The sequence below is a fragment of the Leeuwenhoekiella obamensis genome, assembly GCF_055391795.1.
This window is the reverse complement of sequence record NZ_AP029251.1, coordinates 1,366,060-1,385,807: the sequence shown is the minus strand read 5'-3', so window position 1 is coordinate 1,385,807 and position 19,748 is coordinate 1,366,060. Positions and strand designations below refer to the sequence as shown.

Sequence of the window (19,748 nt, the reverse complement as noted above, 5' to 3'; positions counted from 1 at the left end):
TAAGCTATGTATTATAAATCCATTAATTACGCGTACATTTGCGCGCTCAAAAACAAGGCTTAACATGGATATTAGAAACATCGCCATTATTGCACACGTTGACCACGGTAAAACTACACTGGTTGATAAGATTATGTACCATTGTCAGTTATTTCGTGAAAACGAAAACACAGGCGATCTCATCCTAGATAATAACGATCTGGAGCGTGAGCGTGGGATTACCATTACTTCTAAGAACGTTTCTGTAAACTATAAAGGAAGCAAGATCAACATTATCGATACTCCTGGTCACGCCGACTTTGGTGGTGAGGTAGAGCGTGTTCTTAACATGGCAGATGGTGTGTTACTTCTTGTTGATGCCTTTGAAGGACCAATGCCACAAACGCGTTTTGTACTACAAAAAGCGATAAGCTTAGGTCTTAAGCCTTGTGTGGTTATCAATAAAGTAGATAAAGAAAACTGTACTCCTGATGAAGTTCATGAGAAGGTATTTGACCTTATGTTTGAACTAGGAGCAGAGGAGTGGCAGCTTGATTTCCCTACCGTTTACGGTTCTGCGAAGCAAAACTGGATGAGCGAAGACTGGCAAGACAAGACTGAGAACATCGAGCCATTGCTTGATATGGTAATAGAACATATCCCTACCCCTAAGGTAGATGAGAATGGTACTGTACAGATGTTGATCACTTCATTAGACTTCTCATCATTTACAGGTCGTATCGCCATAGGTCGTTTGCAACGTGGTACCTTAAAAGAAGGTATGAACGTAAGCCTTGTGAAGCGTGACGGTAAGATCGTTAAGTCTAAAATTAAAGAATTACACACCTTTGAAGGTCTGGGTCGCAAGAAGGTTGACGCTGTTTATGCAGGAGATATCTGTGCCCTTGTAGGTCTAGAAGGTTTTGAGATAGGCGACACTGTAGCAGACTTTGAGAATCCTGAAGGTCTTAAGACCATCGCGATAGATGAGCCTACAATGAGTATGTTGTTCACGATAAACGACTCTCCGTTCTTTGGTAAGGATGGTAAATTCGTTACATCGCGTCACATTAAAGATCGTCTTAATAAAGAATTAGAAAAGAACCTTGCGCTACGTGTAGCAGATACAGACAGTGCAGATAAATTCATGGTATTTGGCCGTGGGGTATTGCACCTATCTGTATTGATCGAGACTATGCGTCGTGAAGGATACGAACTACAAATAGGCCAGCCACAAGTAATCATTAAAGAAATTGATGGTGTACAATGTGAGCCTATTGAAGAATTAACTATTGACCTACCAGAGAACGTATCTGGTAAAGCAGTAGAGATGGTAACCATACGCAAGGGCGAAATGCTAAGTATGGAAGCTAAAGGTGACCGTATGGTGATCGAGTTCCTTATCCCGTCTCGCGGAATCATAGGATTAAGAAATCAACTCCTTACTGCAACTGCAGGTGAGGCGATCATGGCACACCGCTATAAAGAATACCAGCCGTTAAAGGGTGAGATCCCAGGACGTAACAACGGTTCACTAGTTTCAATGGAAAAAGGTACAGCGATCCCGTATTCAATTGATAAACTACAAGACCGTGGTAAATTCTTTGTTGACCCAGGAGAAGATATCTACGAAGGTCAGGTGATAGGAGAGAACAGCCGTCAAGACGATATGGTTGTGAACATCACAAAAACAAAGAAACTATCTAACGTACGCTCTAGTGGTGCAGATGATAAAGCTCGTATCGTACCAGCGATCAAATTCTCACTAGAAGAAGCACTAGAATACATCCAGAAGGATGAATATGTAGAAGTAACGCCTAATCACTTACGACTACGCAAAGTGCTACTTACAGAGAACGAAAGAAAACGCTCTAAAGCGATTTAAACTAAGGCTAGTTTACTATAAATAAGAAGGAAGCTCACACGGGCTTCCTTTTTTTGTTTACGCTTCCGCGAAAGATACTCAGCCGTGATCTCAACGATAAACCTAAAGCATTGCATCCTTGCGCAGGCTTAGTTCTTCTTTTGCTTAGCGTTCAACTAAATCATAGCTATCATTTAGAAAAATCATAGGCATCATTTTACAAAATGATAGGCAAGACTTTATCAATTCATAAGCATGAAATAATTACTTCACACGCATAGGTATAAAAAAAGTACCGGCACACCCCAATTAAATGTGCCGGTACTACGGGTATAATGAACGTATTAGGGATCAGACCTTTGTATATTCGGCGGCTTTAAGAGCGTTCTTAATATCCTTACCCGGGGTAAAGATGATCTTATTACTGCGTATACTGCTTGCATTCACAGCACTAGCACTAGGCTCGCCCTTACTGCTAATACTTACTCTAAAGTACCCTAACTCGCCCAGACGCACGATAGTACTATTAGCAAGTTTGCCGGGTATAAGTTCAACTAGTGCAGTAAGCACACCTATAATATCGGCTCTGCTCACGGTACTAATGCGCTCGATCTCGGCACTTAGGTCTTTAAGGTTGATACTGTTTTCGCTAATGGCGCTTGCATAATACTTCTGCTCACCGCCGCCAGATACCCCAGGTTCGCCCCGGGCAATCACTTTGTATTTAATTGACATAATGAATAAAATTTAATTTACATCTTTTGATCGGGGCGAAAGTGTAGGTAAATAAACTTTTGGCTTGCGCCAAAAGAATCAAAAAATGGGGTGAAAAGCCGTCTAAACGCTGCTTCTGATAACGTTATAGCTAATATAATAAATTTTATAATACATTGAAAAACAATTTTTTACAAGTGTATTTCTTTTTGAAGGTAGCTTAGCCGTTTAAGTCCTTTTCGCCGAAAGGCAAATAGCTATTACCGTATAACGGTTGTGTTTATAGGGTATAAAAAACCCTCTGATCGCAATGAAGCTACCAGAGGGTTACAGAAAAACTACTCACTAAATTAATCGTCTACCAGTACGGGTTTTGTACAAGTTCTGGGTTAATGTCTATCTCTGTCTGGTGGATAGGCACCCAGTAGTTCTTTTTACTGAATTCGCGAGATTGATATACCTTACGCACAAAGAAACAGTCAGGGTTGTCTGGATCGTCGCATAGGTCTTTACCAAAGAAGTTCATACCCCAGAAGTCGCGGTCTAGGGCTTCTTCTCCTATCTTCCAGCGGCGTATATCATGGTAGCGTATACCATCTTCACAGTTAAGCTCAACGCGGCGCTCTCTGTGTATTGCCTCACGCATTGCATCTTGATCTAGACCAGTGGCAAGATCTGGGATACCCGCACGTTGACGCACAAGGTTTACATACTTTGCTATATCTGGATTGCCAGGTTCGCTCTCGTTAAGCGCCTCTGCATAGTTAAGGTAGGCTTCTCCCAGACGGTACAAAATGCCCGGGCGATACGGGTTAGTACCGTTGCGAGGGTCGTGGTCTGGGTGTACCTTTTTACGCATTAAATATCCGTTTTGTGGCGCATCATGTGTTGGACCACCGTCCCATTCGCCCAGCATAAAGCGGGTAGTGCGGTTCTCACGACGGTGCCAAGCACGGTTATACAAGACTGAGATATAAAAGCGTGGTTCGCGGTGGGTGTACATATTATACGTACCAGCAAGAGTAACCTGACCTTCTTTACCGGCTTGATCTCCCTGTACTTCTATCCATTTTGTGTTTCTAACCTCTGGTGCATCAGAGAAGCCTTTTTCTACATATCCGCTATTAGGGTCGTTAATAGGCAGACCGTTTTCCATAAAGAAAGCGTCAACAAGTGATTGGGTCACGCCCAAACCTCCATTACCACCAGTACCACGTGGCTGTGAGTGCCTGTCGTATTCCCAATGGTTAGACTCTGGTCTTGCAAAAAGGATCTCATTGTTACCATCGTTAGTCTTCCTGAACATCATATTTTGATAAGATAGGAAAGGATCAATACTGCCATCATCGTTATATTCTTTATACAACTCATGACCGGCAGCATGTGCTTTGTCTATCATTTCTTTGCATGCTCCTGCGGCTCTATCCCACTTACTTGCATCGTATGTTGAGTTAAAAAGCGGTTCACCTAGCCTGTTAGTATATCCATTATAGTCTGGGTTGCCGTTAACCAGTGGGCTAGCGGCAAACAATAGCATGCGCGCTCTTACAGCAAGCGCCATGATAGAAGTAGCACGACCAAACTTAGACCCATCAGAATATTTAGCAGGCAATGCCGCTGCCACCTGTTGCAGTTCGTTATCTATCCACGCTACTAATTCGTCATACGGTCTACGTTCTAATAAAAGATCCTCATCTGCGGTAAGAATACGGTCTGTGAATGGTACAGGTCCATACGACTCTAATAATAACGAGTAGTAATAGGCGATAAGAAAACGAGCTTCGTTCTTCATATTCTCAACGTCTTCTTCAGTTACCTGTTGCGCAGGTAACGGTTGTACATTCTCAATGAATATGTATGCAGAGCGTATTCTTTTTGGTAAAAGATCCCAGTAGTTACTATCCCACGAGCTTGACGGACTCCAGTTTCCTGTTTGTTTTGCGATCACATTCCACCCGAATTGTTCCCAACCGGTAGAAGGAGCTGCGTCGTCACCTAGTGCATCATAACCTATACTGCGCATAAAACCCCAGTAAGGATCTGGCACGCTAGAGTAAATACCTGCTAACCAGTCTTCAGTTCTTGTTTTATCATTAAATACTTTGTTAAGTGTAAGTTGATCTTCTGGTTCTTTATCCAGATAATCAGAACACGAAACAGTAGTCGCGATCATAAGCACGACAGCTATATACTTTAATATTTTCATAGTACAATAAATTTGTTCTTGATTAGAAGTTTATGTCCAGACCTAGTGCGATAGACTGTATAGGAGGATACCTGAAACCTGTGGATGTATCGATCTCTGGGTCCCAAAGGTCAAAAGAAGAGAAGGTAAGCAAGTTGTTACCACGCAGATATAAGCGGGCATTGTTGCTGTGTATCTTCTCAGTAAGCATCTTTGGGAACGTATAACCTACCTCTACAGTTTTAAGACGTAGCATACTCATATCTCTTAACCACCAGGTAGAAGACATGCCGTTATTCGCATTAGTCTGGTTAGAGAGACGCGGCCAGAAGACATCTTGTCTTGGGTTCTCAACCGTCCAGCGGTCATTAACATTAGAGTAGATGTTACCCAATGCACCAGCACCTGTACCAGGAATAAAGTATTGACCACCTATGATACGGTGCGTCTTAGCATTCCCCTGAAAGAACATACCCAGATCAAAGCTTTTGTATTGCATATTAAACCCAAAACCATAAACGATCTCTGGAGTATATGTACCGCCAATGGCAGTATTGTCAAGGTCATCTATTCTACCATCACCGTTTATATCTGTATATTTTATATCCCCAGGACGCACAGGACCAAAGGTGTGATCTGGCACACCATCTGCTAAAACGCCTTCATCGATATCTGCAAAGTCAGCGTCTGTGAACAATCCATCATCCACAAGCCCGAATATTTGTCCCACAGGCTTACCTGTAGAAGAACGGTTTGTACCTATCACAGCAAGCGGTTCATCCTGCTCTAGGATCTCATTATGCGCATAACTGAAGTTACCCCAACCTCTGATAGAGAAATCTTCAGAGAATCTTTCATTTACATCTACAGACACTTCAAAACCTTGGTTCTTTACTTTACCATAATTCGCCCAAGGGTTATTAATAAATCCTGAAGATCCTGGCACCGTGCGTCGCTGCATGAAGATGTCGCTACGCACTTCATTAAATACATCGGCAGTGATGTTTACACTTTCCCATAGTCCTAGATTTAAACCAAGGTTGGCTTTAGCAACAGTTTCCCAAGTAAGATTTGGTACACCATAGTCACCTTCCCAGCGACCTGCTCTGTAATAATCATTATTCACACCCCAACGGTAACCGTCAGTACCGCCTATGGTCGTGATGTATGGAAAGCGTCTTCCTCCCAATTGATCGTTACCAACTAAACCATAAGAAGCTCTAAGTTTCAAATTAGATATGGTGTTGTTATCCTCTAAGAACTTTTCTTCAGATAAAACCCAACCCGCGGCAACAGAAGGGAAGAAGCCATAACGTTTACCTTTTGCAAAGTTTTCAGACCCGTTGTAACCAAAGTTGAACTCAGCGATGTATTTTCTTTTGTATGAATACGAAAAGCGTCCTGCAAAACCTTGGTTACGGAACGGTAGTCTGTCACCATTATCATAGTTACGCTGATTGTATAAAAACAAACCATCTACCTGATGATCTTTAAAATTGTTAGAATATTCCATTCTACCTTCAAGGTAAACAGCCTTATCACCCCACTCAGAACCTGTTTCATACCCTAGGAAGTCCTGCCCATAACTATAGATTGTAAGGTCTAGAGAACCGTCTTCATTTCTACCGGTAGATGGGTTGTAATAATCAGGATTTTTGCTACGTGTTACACTGTTAGCGTTATATCTATCAAAAGAGAACTTGAACGTTGTAGATAATCCTGGCAATAAAAAGTCAAGATCCTGCTGAACAGAGAATAAAGACTCCAGTTTACTTGCACTTTGTCTCTCGTATCCTGTTTGAGTAGCAAGCGCCCAAGGATTAGAGCGTTGCGGCTGCACAGGTATCTCACCAGATGAATACTGCGTAGGATGCTGGTAAGGAGGTGTCTCAAAAGCAAGATTGAACAAATTATCTACAGATTGTGGTGCGCGGCGCAGATCTTGTAAATATCCACCTATGCTTACGCGAAATAACGTTGTAGGAGTCATATTAAGATCAAGATTAGAACGCAGGTTATAACGATCTAACTTTGGTGAAGAATCCCATTCTTGTGATGGATCTCTTTCTATAATACCATTCTCCCCATAATAAGAAGCTACAAAAGCATAACGTATAAGCTCAGTTCCCCCTGAAACAGTAAGGTTAAGACGATCGCTAGAAGCGTGGTCTTTTGTGATCTCATCCAGCCAGTTAACATCAGGATAAAGATCAGGGTCCACGCCAGAGCGTATGTTGTCAATTCTTTCTTGAGAGTAAGGCTCTGTAGTACCTTCTTCTCTAGCGATAGAGTTCATGATCTCTAGGTATTCTGCAGCGCCCACAAATTCTGGTAATTGCACAGGTTGTGTCAAGCTGTGCTCATATCTTGCGTTAAAGGAAGGCTTAGCGATCTTACCTCGTTTTGTAGTGATAAGAATAACACCGTTTGCACCACGCACTCCGTACACTGCACTTGCTGCAGCATCTTTCAATATTGAAAATGTTGCGATCTCAGCAGGATCGATATTATTAAGTGAGCGTTCTACACCATCTACTAATACAAGAGGAGCAGAGTTACCCGCAAATGAGGAAATACCACGAATCCAAAACTGACTGTTATCGTATCCTACTTCACCAGATCGCTGTACGGCAATCACACCGGCCAGTCTACCAGCCAAGTTGTTGCTTAATGATCTAGAAGAACTTGTCTGTAATTCTTCCGGTTCTACCGTAGAAACAGAACTGATGATAGAGTACTTTTTCTGTTTTCCATATCCTACAACAACAAGCTCATCTAGACTTGCTGTATCTTCTTTAAGAGATATTTCAATAGTACTTTTCCCGTTAAGGGCAATCTCTTGCGTAGCAAAACCTATATAAGAGACCACTATTGTAGCATTAGGATCTGATACACTGAATTCAAAATACCCATCAAAGTCGGTAGCGGTACCGTTTTTTGTGCCTTTTTCTAATATGTTTACGCCAGGTAGCGGCATACCGTCAGGACCTTTTATCGTCCCAGAAACGTTGTAATCTTGCGGTTTAGAATTTGTGGGAGGCGACTCATTTTCTGGAGTCTTAGTTAATATAATTTGATTTTTTAAGATCTCATAGTTTATGGGTGTGCCCAAAAAAAGTTGGTCAAGAACCTTTTCTACCGTTTGATCTTTAACCTGTATAGTTACCTTACGGTCTACATCTACATCTTTTCTGTTTAGCAGGAACTTATAAGCTGTGTTTGTTTCAATGGCATGAATCACCTCTGCAACAGAAACTTCTTGCATGTCTAGAGATAATTTCTTTTGAGAATATGAATTTGCCTGAACCTGAAAAATGGAAACTATGGTAAGAAGAACAGCAGTAAGGCTCATTTTTAATTTAAATTGATAAATAGAACGATTATCACCCCAATGTTGTGAGCGTTTTTTCATAATTTGCATGTCGTTAATGGTGGTTTAAAACTTGTTTTAGATCATTTTATAAACCGGGAAATGTTGGCGCATTTTCTGGTTTTTTTGATTTAAGAGAAGTGGGACCTCGTAATTGTTGTCTCATAATTTGAAATTTGGTTGAGTTAGATCTTAATAAATAAGTATTTCGTTTTCTGTTATTTGATAATTAAAAGTGTAACTCACTTTAAATGATTCTAGCACTTCTTCAATAGTTTCTACATCAAAGGTGGCATCAAAGAATTCATTGGCGAGCTCTTTGTTTTTTACATCGATCTTTACGTTGTATTTCCTTTCAAGCGCAAGCTCAATATTCTTAAAGGTGGAATTTCTAAAGATGAGTTTACCTTCCATCCAGGCGGTGTAGCGGTACGTATCAACTTCTTTAAGCTGAATCTTGCTACTCGTTTTATTCCACTCTGCTTTATGGTTAGGTTTTAGTAACGTAGGAGTTGTATTCTTATCATCTGTTATTTGCACAGAACCTTCTACTAGAACGGTGCAGATCTGATCATTTTCAGGATAGTTAGTAACGTTAAATTGGGTTCCCAGAACTTCAATGTCCATTGCGTCAGAACTCACAATAAATGGATGCTCTTTGTCTTTTGCAACATCAAAGTATGCTTCCCCATTTAATTCTACTTTTCTGTTTTCACCCTCTTTAAAGAATGTAGGATAGCGCAACGAGCTTCCAGAATTTAAGTGAACGTTTGTGCCATCAGCAAGCTGAATATTAAAACGCCTACCATAAGGCACGGTTACGGTAATAAAAAACTGCTCTGCAGTGAAGTGTTCCCGATTATAAACTATTTTCTCACCTTTCTGATCACCTATTAAAACTCCTTTTGAGTCCTTTATTTCCCTCTCTTTATTAGGATTTAAGAATAGCGTTTCTCCACCGTCAGTTTCAATCGTTACATAATTTTCAGTATTCTCAAGCTCTTGTTCATTAGATAGAAATAACTGTGTCGTCATGAAGTAACCTGCCGTAAGCGCAAGAATTAGCACAGCGGCGTATTTATAGTACTTTTCGCTGAAAAGCGGCTTAACCTTAATTTCTTTTTGCGGCTTTATATCACGAAGCAATTTATTTTTAATGCTAGGGATCTCATCTTGCTGGAGAACCGTTGAGATCTCAAAGTGCGCTTTGACATATTCATCAAATATTTCTTGATTATTCTCATCGCTAATCCACTGTGATAGGATCTCTATATCGTTTTCGGAAGCGTCCCCAGTAAGGTATTTTATAAGAATATTCTCAATATTAAAATCTGCCATGTGATTATTAAGTTATACAGCTATGACAGTTCTCAATTCTAAAACCCTAATATTTTGCTAAATTTTTTTTCATATATTTAATTTTCTACTAGAATTATTGATTTTATAACATTTAAGTAAAACGATTTAAATAAAGAATGCAGAGCAGTAGCGATAGTACAATACTTAGTGCGCTTAAACAAGGCGATGAGAAGGCGTTTGCTTTTCTTATTGATAAGTTTAGTAATTCGCTTTTTGGGTATGCATTTTCGCTGGCTAACGATAAAGCGATGGCAAAAGACATTTTGCAAAATGTCTTCATGAAAGTGTGGGAAAAGCGAGATCGATTGCAAATAGATACTTCCTTAAAAAGCTATCTTTTTAGAAGTACATATAATGAGTTCATCAATCAATACAAGAAAAATAATTCTACTTCGCTTATAGAGCAAAAATACCACGAAAGTCTGCAACAAATCGCGCAAGATCATAACGATGAGCGCATGCAAGTGATCTTAAAAGAGATCTATGCAGAGATAGATAGGCTTTCGCCAAAATGTAGAGAGATCTTTTTGCTAAGTCGCAAAGATGGACTCACAAATAAAGAGATCGCCCAGTATCTGGATGTATCTGTGAAAAACGTAGAAGCCCAGATCACCAAAGCATTTAAAGTCTTAAAAAAGAATCTAGGTCCTAAATTCTATATGCTTCTTATGCTATTTGCTAAATAAGATTTTTATTCTTCTAGCTGTAAACTGTCCTAACTAATTTTCATACTTTCACAGTACACAACATAGCTGTGCAAGAATTCACCATTCATCAATATAAACCTGAATTTAAAGAGCAGTGGGATGCATTTGTAGCTACTGCAAAGAATGCCACGTTTCTCTTTTACCGGGATTTTATGGAGTATCATGCAGATCGCTTCATGGATGCGAGTCTCTTGATCTATAAAGGTAAAAAGCTTTTCGCATTACTTCCTGCAAATCAGGTGAAGTCGGCGGTTATATCCCATCAAGGTCTATCTTATGGCGGATTGATTCTTCAAAAAAATGCTAAGCTAGATGAGGTTATTTTGGCTTTCGCCAAAATAAAACAGCATTTAAGAGATCAAGGCTTCAGAGAACTTTACCTTAAAATTCTACCAGATTTTTACGCAACGCATCCTTCTGGAGAATTAGAATATATCATGTTTTTGCTTGATGCGAAATTGATCAAAGTAGAACCTACTTCGCTCATAGACTTAACACAAAAAGTAAATATCCACAGATCCAGAAAAGACGGTATTCGCAAAGCAAAGAATCTTGATCTTAAGATCGAAGAATCTAAAGATTTTGCGAGCTTCTGGAACAAAATTTTAATTCCCAATCTTGCATTAAGACATGAAGTTGCTCCGGTTCACAACCTTCATGAGATCGAAAAACTAGCATCTCATTTTCCTGAGAACATTAGACAATTCAACGTTTATAACAAGGATGAGATCGTGGCTGGCACGACCATTTTTGAAACAAAGACCACAGCACATGTGCAGTATATTTCTGCAAATGTAGATAGGCAAAAGCACGGAGCACTAGATCTCTTGTTTGCAACGTTGATCACAGACACTTTTTCGCGCAAGCGTTACTTTGATTTTGGCATCTCTACAATTGATGGCGGTAAGAAACTTAATTTAGGTCTAAATAACTGGAAATCTGGTTTTGGCGCAAGCCCTTTTACACAAAAAACCTATCTTGTAGACCTGTTGCAAACTTCTAATTTAAAGCAGGTTATACAATGATTCCGTATCTGGATCTCAAGAAAGTAAATGCCGTTTATGAGAAGCGATTTTATGTAGCTTATCAAAAGTTTTTAAACAGTGGGCGATATATTCTAGGCGAAGAATTAGCGTTATTTGAGAAGGAATTTGCGCAATTCTGTAACACAAAATATTGCATAGGAACTGGCAACGGTTACGATGCGTTGCGTTTGCTTTTTGAAGGTTATTTACAGCTAGGCATGTTGCAAAAAGGAGATAAGGTAATCGTTGCTGCAAACAGTTATATCGCGACGATCTTAAGTATAAAACATTCTGGTTTAGAGCCTGTTTTAGTAGATTGTGAAGACACGTATTTTAATATTGACACAAATCTGCTTAACGACGCGTTGCCGGCAAAGGCGATAATCATCACGCATCTGTATGGGCAAATCGCTCCTATGAAGAAGATTCGGGCTTTCGCCAAAAAAAATAATCTCATACTTCTTGAGGATGCTGCGCAAGCTCATGGAGCCATTGCCACTGCTTTAAAAGCTGGAAGTATTGGCGATGCAGCGGCTTTTAGTTTTTATCCTACTAAAAACCTTGGAGCTTTGGGTGACGGTGGTGCAGTTACAACATCAAATAAAGCTTTGGCGGAAGCCATAATAAAACTGCGTAACTACGGTAGAAACTCAACGTATGAAAATGAGTATGCGGGTTTTAATTCTCGTCTTGACGAAATTCAGGCTTCTTTTTTAAGAGTTAAGCTAGATAATCTGGATTATGATAACGGAATTAGAAGATCGATCGCAGGGAATTATCTACGCGAAATTAGCAATCCTAAAATAAAACTACCGTATTATAAGCGTGATTATTCTCATGTTTTTCATGTGTTTACGGTTCTGGTTGAGAATAGGGATGACTTTTTAAATTACCTAGAAACAAACGGAATAGGCTATAATTTACACTATCCCATCCCGCCGCATAAGCAAGAGGCTTTAAAGGAGTTAAACGCGCTACAATTTCCTGTAACCGAAAGAATCGCTGCTCAAACGGTGAGTATACCGCTGCATCCGGCGATTTTGCTTAAAGATATTCATCATATTATTAAATGTCTTAACGCATATTAATGTTTAGATGGTTTGGTAAGATCATAGGGACAAATGTGCTGTTAAAAGTCACCTCCTACAATGCAATAGGCATTGCGGTTAGAATGGTAACAGGTTTGATCGTTTCTAAAGCTGTGGCTTTCTTTCTTGGTTCATCTGGGATGGCATTGCTTGGCGAACTGCGTAATTTTCTTTCTTCTGTGCATAGTTTGAGTATTCTGGGTATCAAAAACGGAATAATCAAATATGTCGCCGAGCATAAGGACAATAGGGCAGAGCTTAAAAATGTATTGACAACTTCATTGGCGCTTAATGTAGGCGCAGCGATTGTTGTGGGCTTGGTTATTTTCTTTGGCGCTCCGTATTGGAATGATGTTGTTTTCAGCGATAATCAAGACTTTGTTTTTGCCTTTAGATTAATAGGTATTTGTCTTCCTGCGTTTATGCTGTTTATGTATGGCACAGCGGTGATCAATGGCTTGGGCAAATATAAAATGGTCGTGAATATCGGCATTGCGACAAATGCAATCGCACTTCTTGTCACGCTGCTGTTGATCTATTTTGAACGGGTTCATGGAGCAATCATTGCATTGATCTTAGGCCCTGTGATCAATCTCATTTGCATTTTAGTGATTCTACTTTACAGAAGAGTAAATGTATTTGAGTGGCTTTCGCCGAAAGGCATAAAAAACAGCTATATCAAGAAATTATTGTCATACACTGGGATGACGCTGTTTTCTTCCATTTTTACGCCGTGGATATATATTGGCATTCGCCAAAAGATTATCGATACGCAAAGCTTGACGTCTGCGGGATATTGGGATGCGATGGTGCGTGTGAGCGATTATTATATGATGTTTGTGACGACTTTGTTGACGCTTTACATTCTACCGAAACTTAGTTCAATTGATAACGATAAAGATTTTAGAAAAGAAATCGGGAATTTTATGAAAACCGTGATCCCGATTTTTATTGCTGGCGGCGCTTTGATCTTCTTGCTTAAAGGTGTGATCATCCGCACGATTTTTACCACAGAGTTTTTAGCGATGAAACCTATTTTTATCTGGCAATTATTGGGTGATCTTATGCGTGTGGCATCTACAGTTTTGGCATATCAATTTGTGGCAAAAAATATGTTCTGGCATTTCACGATCACCAATATAATTTCGCTTGCTGTGATCTATTTTAGCAGTTCGTTTTTTGTGGAGCGATACGGATTTACTGGCGCTTCAATGGGACATTTTGTTAGCTATACCTTCTACTTAATTATGATGTTGCTGATCTTTAGAAAGCCTTTATTTCGCTTTAAGTCGTCTTAATACTTTGGTAAGCGGCGACATATTTTTTAGCAACTTCTACATAATCATGATTCTCAGTAACAAACTTTTTTGCCTTGTTGCCTATATCTTGAATAAATCCCGTGTTTTCAATAAGCATACTTAAATCATCCACGATCTTTTTTGTCTCTGGTATCGTGTGAATGGCGACTTCGTTCATCTTTAAACTGTAGCGTTTACAGAATTCTTTACCGGCGCCGGTAAACACAACTTTGCCTTTTGCCATCGCCTCAAGCGCATTGTATCCCTGATCTAACGCATAACATTGATCCATAAGAATATGAGAATCGTTGTAGAGATTTACATAGTCTTTGTACGGCAAACTTTCGGTGGTGAGAATTTGAACTTTAGAACCGTATTTGTTTGAGATCTCATTAAGGGCTTTCTCAAAAAAGTCATTCCCTTTTTTGTGGTAATTACTTCTATTGATCCCGTGAAAGATCTTAATTTTCGACAGATCAGGAAACGGCGGAACTTCTATGTTTTCAAGATTTACAGGGTTTGGGATCAATCCGTAATAGTCTGGTTTTCCTTTATAAACGGTATGGTAATCAAGATCTGAGGAGATGACAAGATCCTTTTTCTTAAAAACAAACTCATGAAACTTCTTATGCTTTGCGGTTAAGTATTTTTCGCTGTAGCGAAAACGAATCTTACCCTTATGCATTGTAATAGGATGATGTGGCAGCTTATCTATATTACTTAAAAAAATATGATCATCACCACAGGCGAGAACGACCATCCTATCAGCGAGATCTCGTAAGATCTTTATGATCTTTTTTTCTTGGCGATACGAAGTTTTAAATGGATATTCGTTGATGAGTTGTACAACGTCAAAGGGCTTTTGCTTCTTCAACGCCTTTTTTGTACGAAATGCAGTTTCTAGCAAAGCAAGATCTCTGCGCGTAACTCTAAAGATTCCCTGCCGTATCAAATTAAGAAACTTGCTGTCTTGCATTCTTTTTCCGCGTACGTCAATGTCCGTAGGGAATTTTTTAAACGCATCGCCAGCAGAAATCAAAATAACCTCGTGACCCAACTTTTGCAGGCCAGCTTTTAAACTATTGTGCAGGTTACTATATTCTCCCACCAGCAGTATCCTCATAAATGCTATTTTTACTTTAAAGATACTCATTAAGTGACGAACAGGAAATTTAAGATCTGTATTCTGGTAGAAGCCCTGAGTGGAGGAGGAGCAGAGCGTAGCGCGGCCATTTTATCGTATATGTTCACTGGTATGGACCACGAGGTTCATATGGTGACGATCACAGACGATATTGCGTATAAATTCTCTGGCACTTTATTTAATCTGGGGAAGTTCAAGAATAAAATGAACGGTCCGCTTAATAAATTAAAGCGACTTTATATTTATCAAAATTACTTGCGTAAGCAGAAGTTTGATTACGTTCTTGATTTTCGTTTCAGGCAAAAAATGATCAAAGAGCGCATCCTAGCCAGGTTTCTTTACACTAATGTAAACGTCATTTATATGGTGCGCAGTAGTAATCTGGATTATTATTTTCCTAAAAAGGAAAAAGGAGCGCGCCGCGTTTTCAAAAAAGCACATGCAGTTGCCGCTCAAACGCACGAGATCAAACTGAAAATCGAGAAAAAATATAAATTAGAAAATGTCGTGGTCATTCCTAACGCAATTGATCTTGCTTACGTTAAAGACAAAAAAGAAGAGCCGTTAGAAATTGATTTTCCGTTTATATTGGCCGCTGGTCGCATGAATAATGATATCAAGCAATTTGATAAATTGATCGATATTTATTCACAGAGCACGCTTCCGCGAAAAGGAGTCAAACTTATCATCCTTGGTGAAGGTGAGATGGTCGAATTGTATAAAGCGCAAGCCGTTTTTCAAGGGGTTGAGAATGATGTGATTTTTGAAGGATTTCAAGCCAATCCTTTTAAGTATTATAAAAAGGCTTTGTACTTTGTACATTGTAGTAAATACGAAGGTTTCCCCATGGTGATCTTAGAGAGTCTTGCCACAGGAACTCCGGTTGTAGCGCTTAATTGTCCCACAGGACCGGCAGAAATGATCCAGAATCATTATAACGGAATTTTGCTTGATGATGCTGATTTCGCTGCGCTGAAGAATGCTATGGAAGAACTTGCAAATGATGAAGAATTAAAAGAACATCTTGCTGAAAATAGCGCATCAAGTGTTGAGAAATTTGCCTTAGAACGTGTCGCCGATCAATGGCAAGAATTATTTGAAAAATGAAGATCACACGCATAAAATTATCCAAGATCAAAGACCGCAGAGGTAATCTCTCTGTGATAGAAAAAGATGTGATCCCATTTCAATCTAAGCGTGTTTATTATTTATACGATGTTCCTAGCGGAGCCAAGCGTGGCGGGCATGCTCACAAAGATCTGCAGCAATTTGTCATTGCGTTAAGCGGTAGTTTTGATATCATTTTAGACGACGGTAAAATCCGCGAAAGAGTCACTTTAAACAGGCCAGATGAAGGTCTACTTATAGAAAACGGCACTTGGCGCGAAATGGAAAATTTCTCTTCGGGCGGGATTTGCTTGGTTCTAGCTTCAGCCGAATTTGATGAAGAAGATTACATCAGAGATTACGAAGAATTCTTACAGTTTAAAAAGCAGTAACTCGCTTTCCATTTTTTAAGAGATGTTTTTTTATTTGGCTTAAAGCCAAAAGAACACCTCGTGGAGCACTTAATAAAAATCGCTGTTTTTTAGATAATTGAGAAGTGTCGATCTTAGATCTTAATTGTTCCAATCCTTCCCAATTTTTCTCGAGTTTATAAAAGTTACACAAGAAATACCTTTTTAAATTGATGTATCTATGAAGACTTTTATGCTCAGGATTTTCAAGTAAAAACTTCTCAAAATCTGGCGGATTAAGATCTGTCTTGCGCTGTTTTGTGATCTGATTCTCAGAATTCATCCGGTAGTGGCAGGTCATTTTTGGAGAATATGCCATTGTAAACTGCAGATGCACACGGATGTAAAAATCCACATCTTCAGAATATGTTACACTTTCATCAAAGCCACCAATGGCTTTAAAAACCCATTTCTTGAAAGCAAAACTACTAGGGATCACAAGCGGTTGCATCATGTTTGCCTCAAAAAAATCTGGTATTTCGCAAGCCTCCAAAGTCTCAAAACTTACCGCTGGTTCAACCAAATTTCCATTTGAAAAAAGCTCTTTGTATGAGGTTCCAAAAGTGCTTGCGTTTGGATCATTTTGGCTTAAGCCAAAAAGAGTTTCTAAATGATCAGGCAACCACAGATCATCTGCATCTATCAATGCGATAATTTCAGAACTCACCGCGGTAATTCCAGCGTTCCTAGCCGCTGAAAGTCCATTATTCTCTTGATTATAGATTAAAAGTCGGGAATCCTGATTAGACTCAAGGATATTTAAACTAGCGTCTGTAGAACCATCATTTACAGCAATGATCTCAAAATCTGTAAAGGTTTGTGCAAAGATGCTATCAAGGGTCGCTTGCAAGTATTTTGCCTTGTTGTAAACCGGTAAGATTACAGAGATCTTAGGCATTTTTTGCTCGAGCTTTAAGAAAGTGATACAGTCTAAAAATATCAAAAAGGCGCAAAGAAGGATCGCTCGATCTTAGATTTTTAAGAATTGGTTTTTCTATGACTTCGAATGATTTGAAGAATAAGATTTCTAGTTTTAAAGCATTGATCTTATTTCCCAGTTTTTGAATCGGTCTAAAGTTGATTGGTATTTTTTTTGATTTTTCGAGTTCGCTTAGCGTTCTTAAACCTTCTAAAGTCTTCTTTAAATAAAGATCATTGCTTTCTAAACCATTGTGAATTATAGGATTGTCAATATGATTAACTTCAATATCATGGTTTTTGATTAAGTAACTAAAAAGCGTATCAAGACCGTATTGATTTTTATCAGTCAAATTCAGTTTTAAAAAAGAACTTTTATCGATCAGAAACGCCATAGAAATGATCGAAGAAAAGGGATTTTTCTTTCTTTCAGAAAGCGGTCTGGCTTCGCGGGATTTTCCATATTTCCAGCGTAAGCTGTATTCTTTTTCAACTTTATCACAGTAAGCAATACCTCCTAACGTAATTTTCTCTTTGCCTAAATGTTTTAAATACGTCGCTATAAAATTCTCTTTTAGCGGTAAAACGTCTGCATCTAGAAATAAGAGATTTTCATATTTTGCGGCTTTCGCCAAATGATTTCTCGCATGTGTTCTTCCTAAATTGTTAGGAAGTTGGACATAAGTACACAGATGCTCAACAGATGCATTTTTTTGAAGAACGTCTTGATCTGTAGACGCATCATCAAGAACAATGATCTCGATAGGCGTTTGTAAATTTTCTAGCTCTTTAAATAAATGAAGAATAAGTGTATCTACGGCATTATTATATGTAGGTACAAGTATTGAGAGCATCTAGCTTAAATTGTCTTCTGCACGACTTCAAAGATCTTGTTGCCGTCGCATTTAAGCGTTTTAGAAGGGAATTTTAAGATCAACGCATAATCATGCGTTGCCATCAGGATCGTATTTCCGTTTTTGTTGATCTCTTGCAAAACGCCCATAACTTCTACAGAGGTTTGCGGATCAAGGTTTCCTGTAGGCTCATCAGCAAGAATAAGCTCTGGATCATTAAGCAAAGCACGTGCAATTGCAACACGCTGTTGCTCGCCACCAGAGAGTTGATAAGGAAATTTAAAACCTTTAGTTTTCATACCTACTTTATCAAGAACGGTATCAATTCTGGTTTCCATTTCAGATTTGTCTTTCCAGCCGGTGGCTTTTAAAACAAACTGCAAATTTGCTCTAACCGTGCGATCATTAAGCAATTTAAAATCTTGAAAAACAACACCAAGTTTTCTTCTTAAAAACGGAATCTCTTTTTCTCGAAGCGTCTTAAGGTCCATGTCTACAATGTTGCCTTCTCCTTCTTCTAGTGGAAGATCACCATAAAGCGTTTTCATAAAACTACTCTTACCAGATCCTGTTTTACCTATGAGGTAAACAAATTCTCCCTTATTGATCGTAATGCTTACATCGCTTAAGATCAAGTTTTCTCTTTGAAATATAGAAGCATTTTTTAGTTCAAGAACCGGTGTAGACATTGATGTGTTTTAATAAGATGATCAAAAATACAATAAGTTTTTTGAGCTCACTTATATGTATATCGTAAATAGTTTAGCAACCACATTCGCCATAAAATTCAGTTTCTGCCAGCGCGCCGGTAGAATCTACAACAGAGAGCGTTCCTTCTCTGTGATATAATTCGGCATCAAGCTGTACTTCATCCTTAAGATTTATGATAACGTCATAGCCGTTCATCGTTTCGCCCTCAACGTTCACTTTTACAAGTTTACCGTCAACAGAGATGTATGCAGGATTGCGCTCGTAAGCATCTACGTAGATAAATTTCTGTTGTTTAAAGTCGGCTTCATTTTTTGCATAATAGCAACTGCAACCTATAATTTCTGGCGGGAAACCTTCAATCGTAGTAAGATTGATCTTTTTATCGCCCCAGCAGGATGTTAATGATATGGCTGTCGCCAAAAAAACTACTACGCGCAAAATTTTCATAAAGCTGAGAAATTGATTCAGAATGCTAACGTGGTTGTGGCGCATTTTATTCCAGCGAAAGCTTAAAAAATCTAATTGTTGAATGCTTTTTTAATGCGGCTAAGATTACGCTTTGTATCACGTTCTTTCATGGTCTCGCGTTTGTCATACAGTTTTTTACCTTTTGCAAGCGCGATTTCCATTTTTGCAAGTCCGCGATCATTGATAAATAAGCGCAACGGGATGATCGTTAAACCAGAATTGCGCACTTCTTTGTGTAGTTTGTTTAGTTCGCGTCTATTGAGAAGAAGTTTGCGAGAACTTTTTGGATTATGATTAAAGTATGTAGCATGCGAGTACTCCTGTATCGTCATATTGATCACAAACAGCTCGTTATCTTGAAATTCGCAAAAACTTTCTGCGATGCTCGCTTTACCTTCACGAATAGATTTTATCTCAGTTCCTGCAAGTTTAATTCCCGCCACAAATTTGTCAATGAATTCATATTCAAAGCTGGCGCGTTTATTCTTAATATTTATCGTGTTCTTCATCTGTATAGCAAATTTAAGGTTTTTCGCTTACGCAGAAA

General features: G+C 39.0%; 17 protein-coding genes. 7 read left to right on the top strand and 10 right to left on the bottom strand.

What is annotated here, in order from left to right; genetic code table 11:
* Positions 1-64 precede the first annotated feature (64 nt).
* On the top strand, positions 65-1,864 hold the full coding sequence (gene typA / locus ACZ5L8_RS06195; protein WP_462598269.1) for a translational GTPase TypA: 1,800 nt from the start codon (positions 65-67) through the stop codon (positions 1,862-1,864).
* A gap of 330 nt (positions 1,865-2,194) precedes the next feature.
* Here typA and ACZ5L8_RS06190 read toward each other — a convergent pair whose 3' ends face one another.
* From ACZ5L8_RS06190 to ACZ5L8_RS06175, 4 genes are all read right to left on the bottom strand, one after another.
* On the bottom strand, positions 2,195-2,578 hold the full coding sequence (locus ACZ5L8_RS06190; RefSeq protein ID WP_464440402.1) for an HU family DNA-binding protein: 384 nt from the start codon (positions 2,576-2,578) through the stop codon (positions 2,195-2,197).
* A 337-nt stretch (positions 2,579-2,915) separates the two neighbouring features.
* Positions 2,916-4,763 (bottom strand): RagB/SusD family nutrient uptake outer membrane protein, encoded by a 1,848-nt coding sequence (locus ACZ5L8_RS06185; protein ID WP_464440401.1) that lies wholly within the window; start codon positions 4,761-4,763, stop codon positions 2,916-2,918.
* Between the two features lie 22 nt (positions 4,764-4,785).
* Positions 4,786-8,154, bottom strand: coding sequence for a TonB-dependent receptor (locus ACZ5L8_RS06180; RefSeq protein ID WP_464440400.1), 3,369 nt, complete (start codon positions 8,152-8,154; stop codon positions 4,786-4,788).
* Between the two features lie 150 nt (positions 8,155-8,304).
* Positions 8,305-9,450: a FecR family protein gene (locus ACZ5L8_RS06175; protein WP_464440399.1), complete on the bottom strand. Its 1,146-nt coding sequence runs from the start codon at positions 9,448-9,450 to the stop codon at positions 8,305-8,307.
* Positions 9,451-9,587: 137 nt separating this feature from the next.
* Here ACZ5L8_RS06175 and ACZ5L8_RS06170 point away from each other — a divergent pair, with 137 nt between their 5' ends.
* The 4 genes from ACZ5L8_RS06170 to ACZ5L8_RS06155 all read left to right on the top strand — a co-directional run bounded on the left by ACZ5L8_RS06170 (position 9,588) and on the right by ACZ5L8_RS06155 (position 13,589).
* Positions 9,588-10,157 (top strand): RNA polymerase sigma factor, encoded by a 570-nt coding sequence (locus ACZ5L8_RS06170; RefSeq protein WP_464440398.1) that lies wholly within the window; start codon positions 9,588-9,590, stop codon positions 10,155-10,157.
* A gap of 68 nt (positions 10,158-10,225) precedes the next feature.
* Positions 10,226-11,203 (top strand): GNAT family N-acetyltransferase, encoded by a 978-nt coding sequence (locus ACZ5L8_RS06165; RefSeq protein ID WP_464440397.1) that lies wholly within the window; start codon positions 10,226-10,228, stop codon positions 11,201-11,203.
* Positions 11,200-12,291 carry a DegT/DnrJ/EryC1/StrS family aminotransferase gene (locus ACZ5L8_RS06160; RefSeq protein ID WP_464440396.1) on the top strand — a complete coding sequence of 364 codons (1,092 nt, stop codon included), beginning with the start codon at positions 11,200-11,202 and terminating at the stop codon, positions 12,289-12,291. The genes ACZ5L8_RS06165 and ACZ5L8_RS06160 overlap by 4 nt, the downstream gene beginning before the upstream one ends.
* Positions 12,291-13,589 carry an O-antigen translocase gene (locus ACZ5L8_RS06155; protein ID WP_464440395.1) on the top strand — a complete coding sequence of 433 codons (1,299 nt, stop codon included), beginning with the start codon at positions 12,291-12,293 and terminating at the stop codon, positions 13,587-13,589. The genes ACZ5L8_RS06160 and ACZ5L8_RS06155 overlap by 1 nt, the downstream gene beginning before the upstream one ends.
* Here ACZ5L8_RS06155 and ACZ5L8_RS06150 read toward each other — a convergent pair.
* The gene (locus ACZ5L8_RS06150) at positions 13,576-14,712 is read right to left on the bottom strand and encodes a glycosyltransferase (RefSeq protein ID WP_464440394.1); all 1,137 of its coding nucleotides are present in this window, start codon (positions 14,710-14,712) and stop codon (positions 13,576-13,578) included. The two genes, ACZ5L8_RS06155 and ACZ5L8_RS06150, sit on opposite strands and share 14 nt — an antisense overlap.
* Before the next feature lie 33 nt (positions 14,713-14,745).
* Here ACZ5L8_RS06150 and ACZ5L8_RS06145 point away from each other — a divergent pair, with 33 nt between their 5' ends.
* Both ACZ5L8_RS06145 and ACZ5L8_RS06140 read left to right on the top strand, forming a co-directional pair.
* Positions 14,746-15,840, top strand: coding sequence for a glycosyltransferase (locus ACZ5L8_RS06145; protein ID WP_464440393.1), 1,095 nt, complete (start codon positions 14,746-14,748; stop codon positions 15,838-15,840).
* A complete protein-coding gene (locus ACZ5L8_RS06140; RefSeq protein WP_464440392.1) occupies positions 15,837-16,232 on the top strand; it encodes a sugar 3,4-ketoisomerase in 396 nt (131 codons plus the stop codon). Before ACZ5L8_RS06145 ends, ACZ5L8_RS06140 begins: the two co-directional genes overlap by 4 nt.
* Here ACZ5L8_RS06140 and ACZ5L8_RS06135 read toward each other — a convergent pair.
* The 5 genes from ACZ5L8_RS06135 to smpB all read right to left on the bottom strand — a co-directional run bounded on the left by ACZ5L8_RS06135 (position 16,219) and on the right by smpB (position 19,710).
* Positions 16,219-17,148 carry a glycosyltransferase family 2 protein gene (locus tag ACZ5L8_RS06135; protein ID WP_464440391.1) on the bottom strand — a complete coding sequence of 310 codons (930 nt, stop codon included), beginning with the start codon at positions 17,146-17,148 and terminating at the stop codon, positions 16,219-16,221. The two genes, ACZ5L8_RS06140 and ACZ5L8_RS06135, sit on opposite strands and share 14 nt — an antisense overlap.
* Positions 17,141-18,022, bottom strand: a complete 882-nt coding sequence (locus ACZ5L8_RS06130) for a glycosyltransferase family 2 protein (RefSeq protein ID WP_464440390.1) — start codon at positions 18,020-18,022, stop codon at positions 17,141-17,143. Before ACZ5L8_RS06130 ends, ACZ5L8_RS06135 begins: the two co-directional genes overlap by 8 nt.
* Positions 18,023-18,027: 5 nt before the next feature.
* Positions 18,028-18,711: a cell division ATP-binding protein FtsE gene (locus ACZ5L8_RS06125; RefSeq protein ID WP_464440389.1), complete on the bottom strand. Its 684-nt coding sequence runs from the start codon at positions 18,709-18,711 to the stop codon at positions 18,028-18,030.
* A gap of 73 nt (positions 18,712-18,784) precedes the next feature.
* Entirely contained in the window at positions 18,785-19,180 is a 396-nt protein-coding gene (locus ACZ5L8_RS06120) for a hypothetical protein (protein ID WP_464440388.1), read from the bottom strand.
* A gap of 71 nt (positions 19,181-19,251) precedes the next feature.
* Positions 19,252-19,710, bottom strand: coding sequence for an SsrA-binding protein SmpB (gene smpB, locus ACZ5L8_RS06115; RefSeq protein WP_464440387.1), 459 nt, complete (start codon positions 19,708-19,710; stop codon positions 19,252-19,254).
* Between the last annotated feature and the right edge of the window lie 38 nt (positions 19,711-19,748).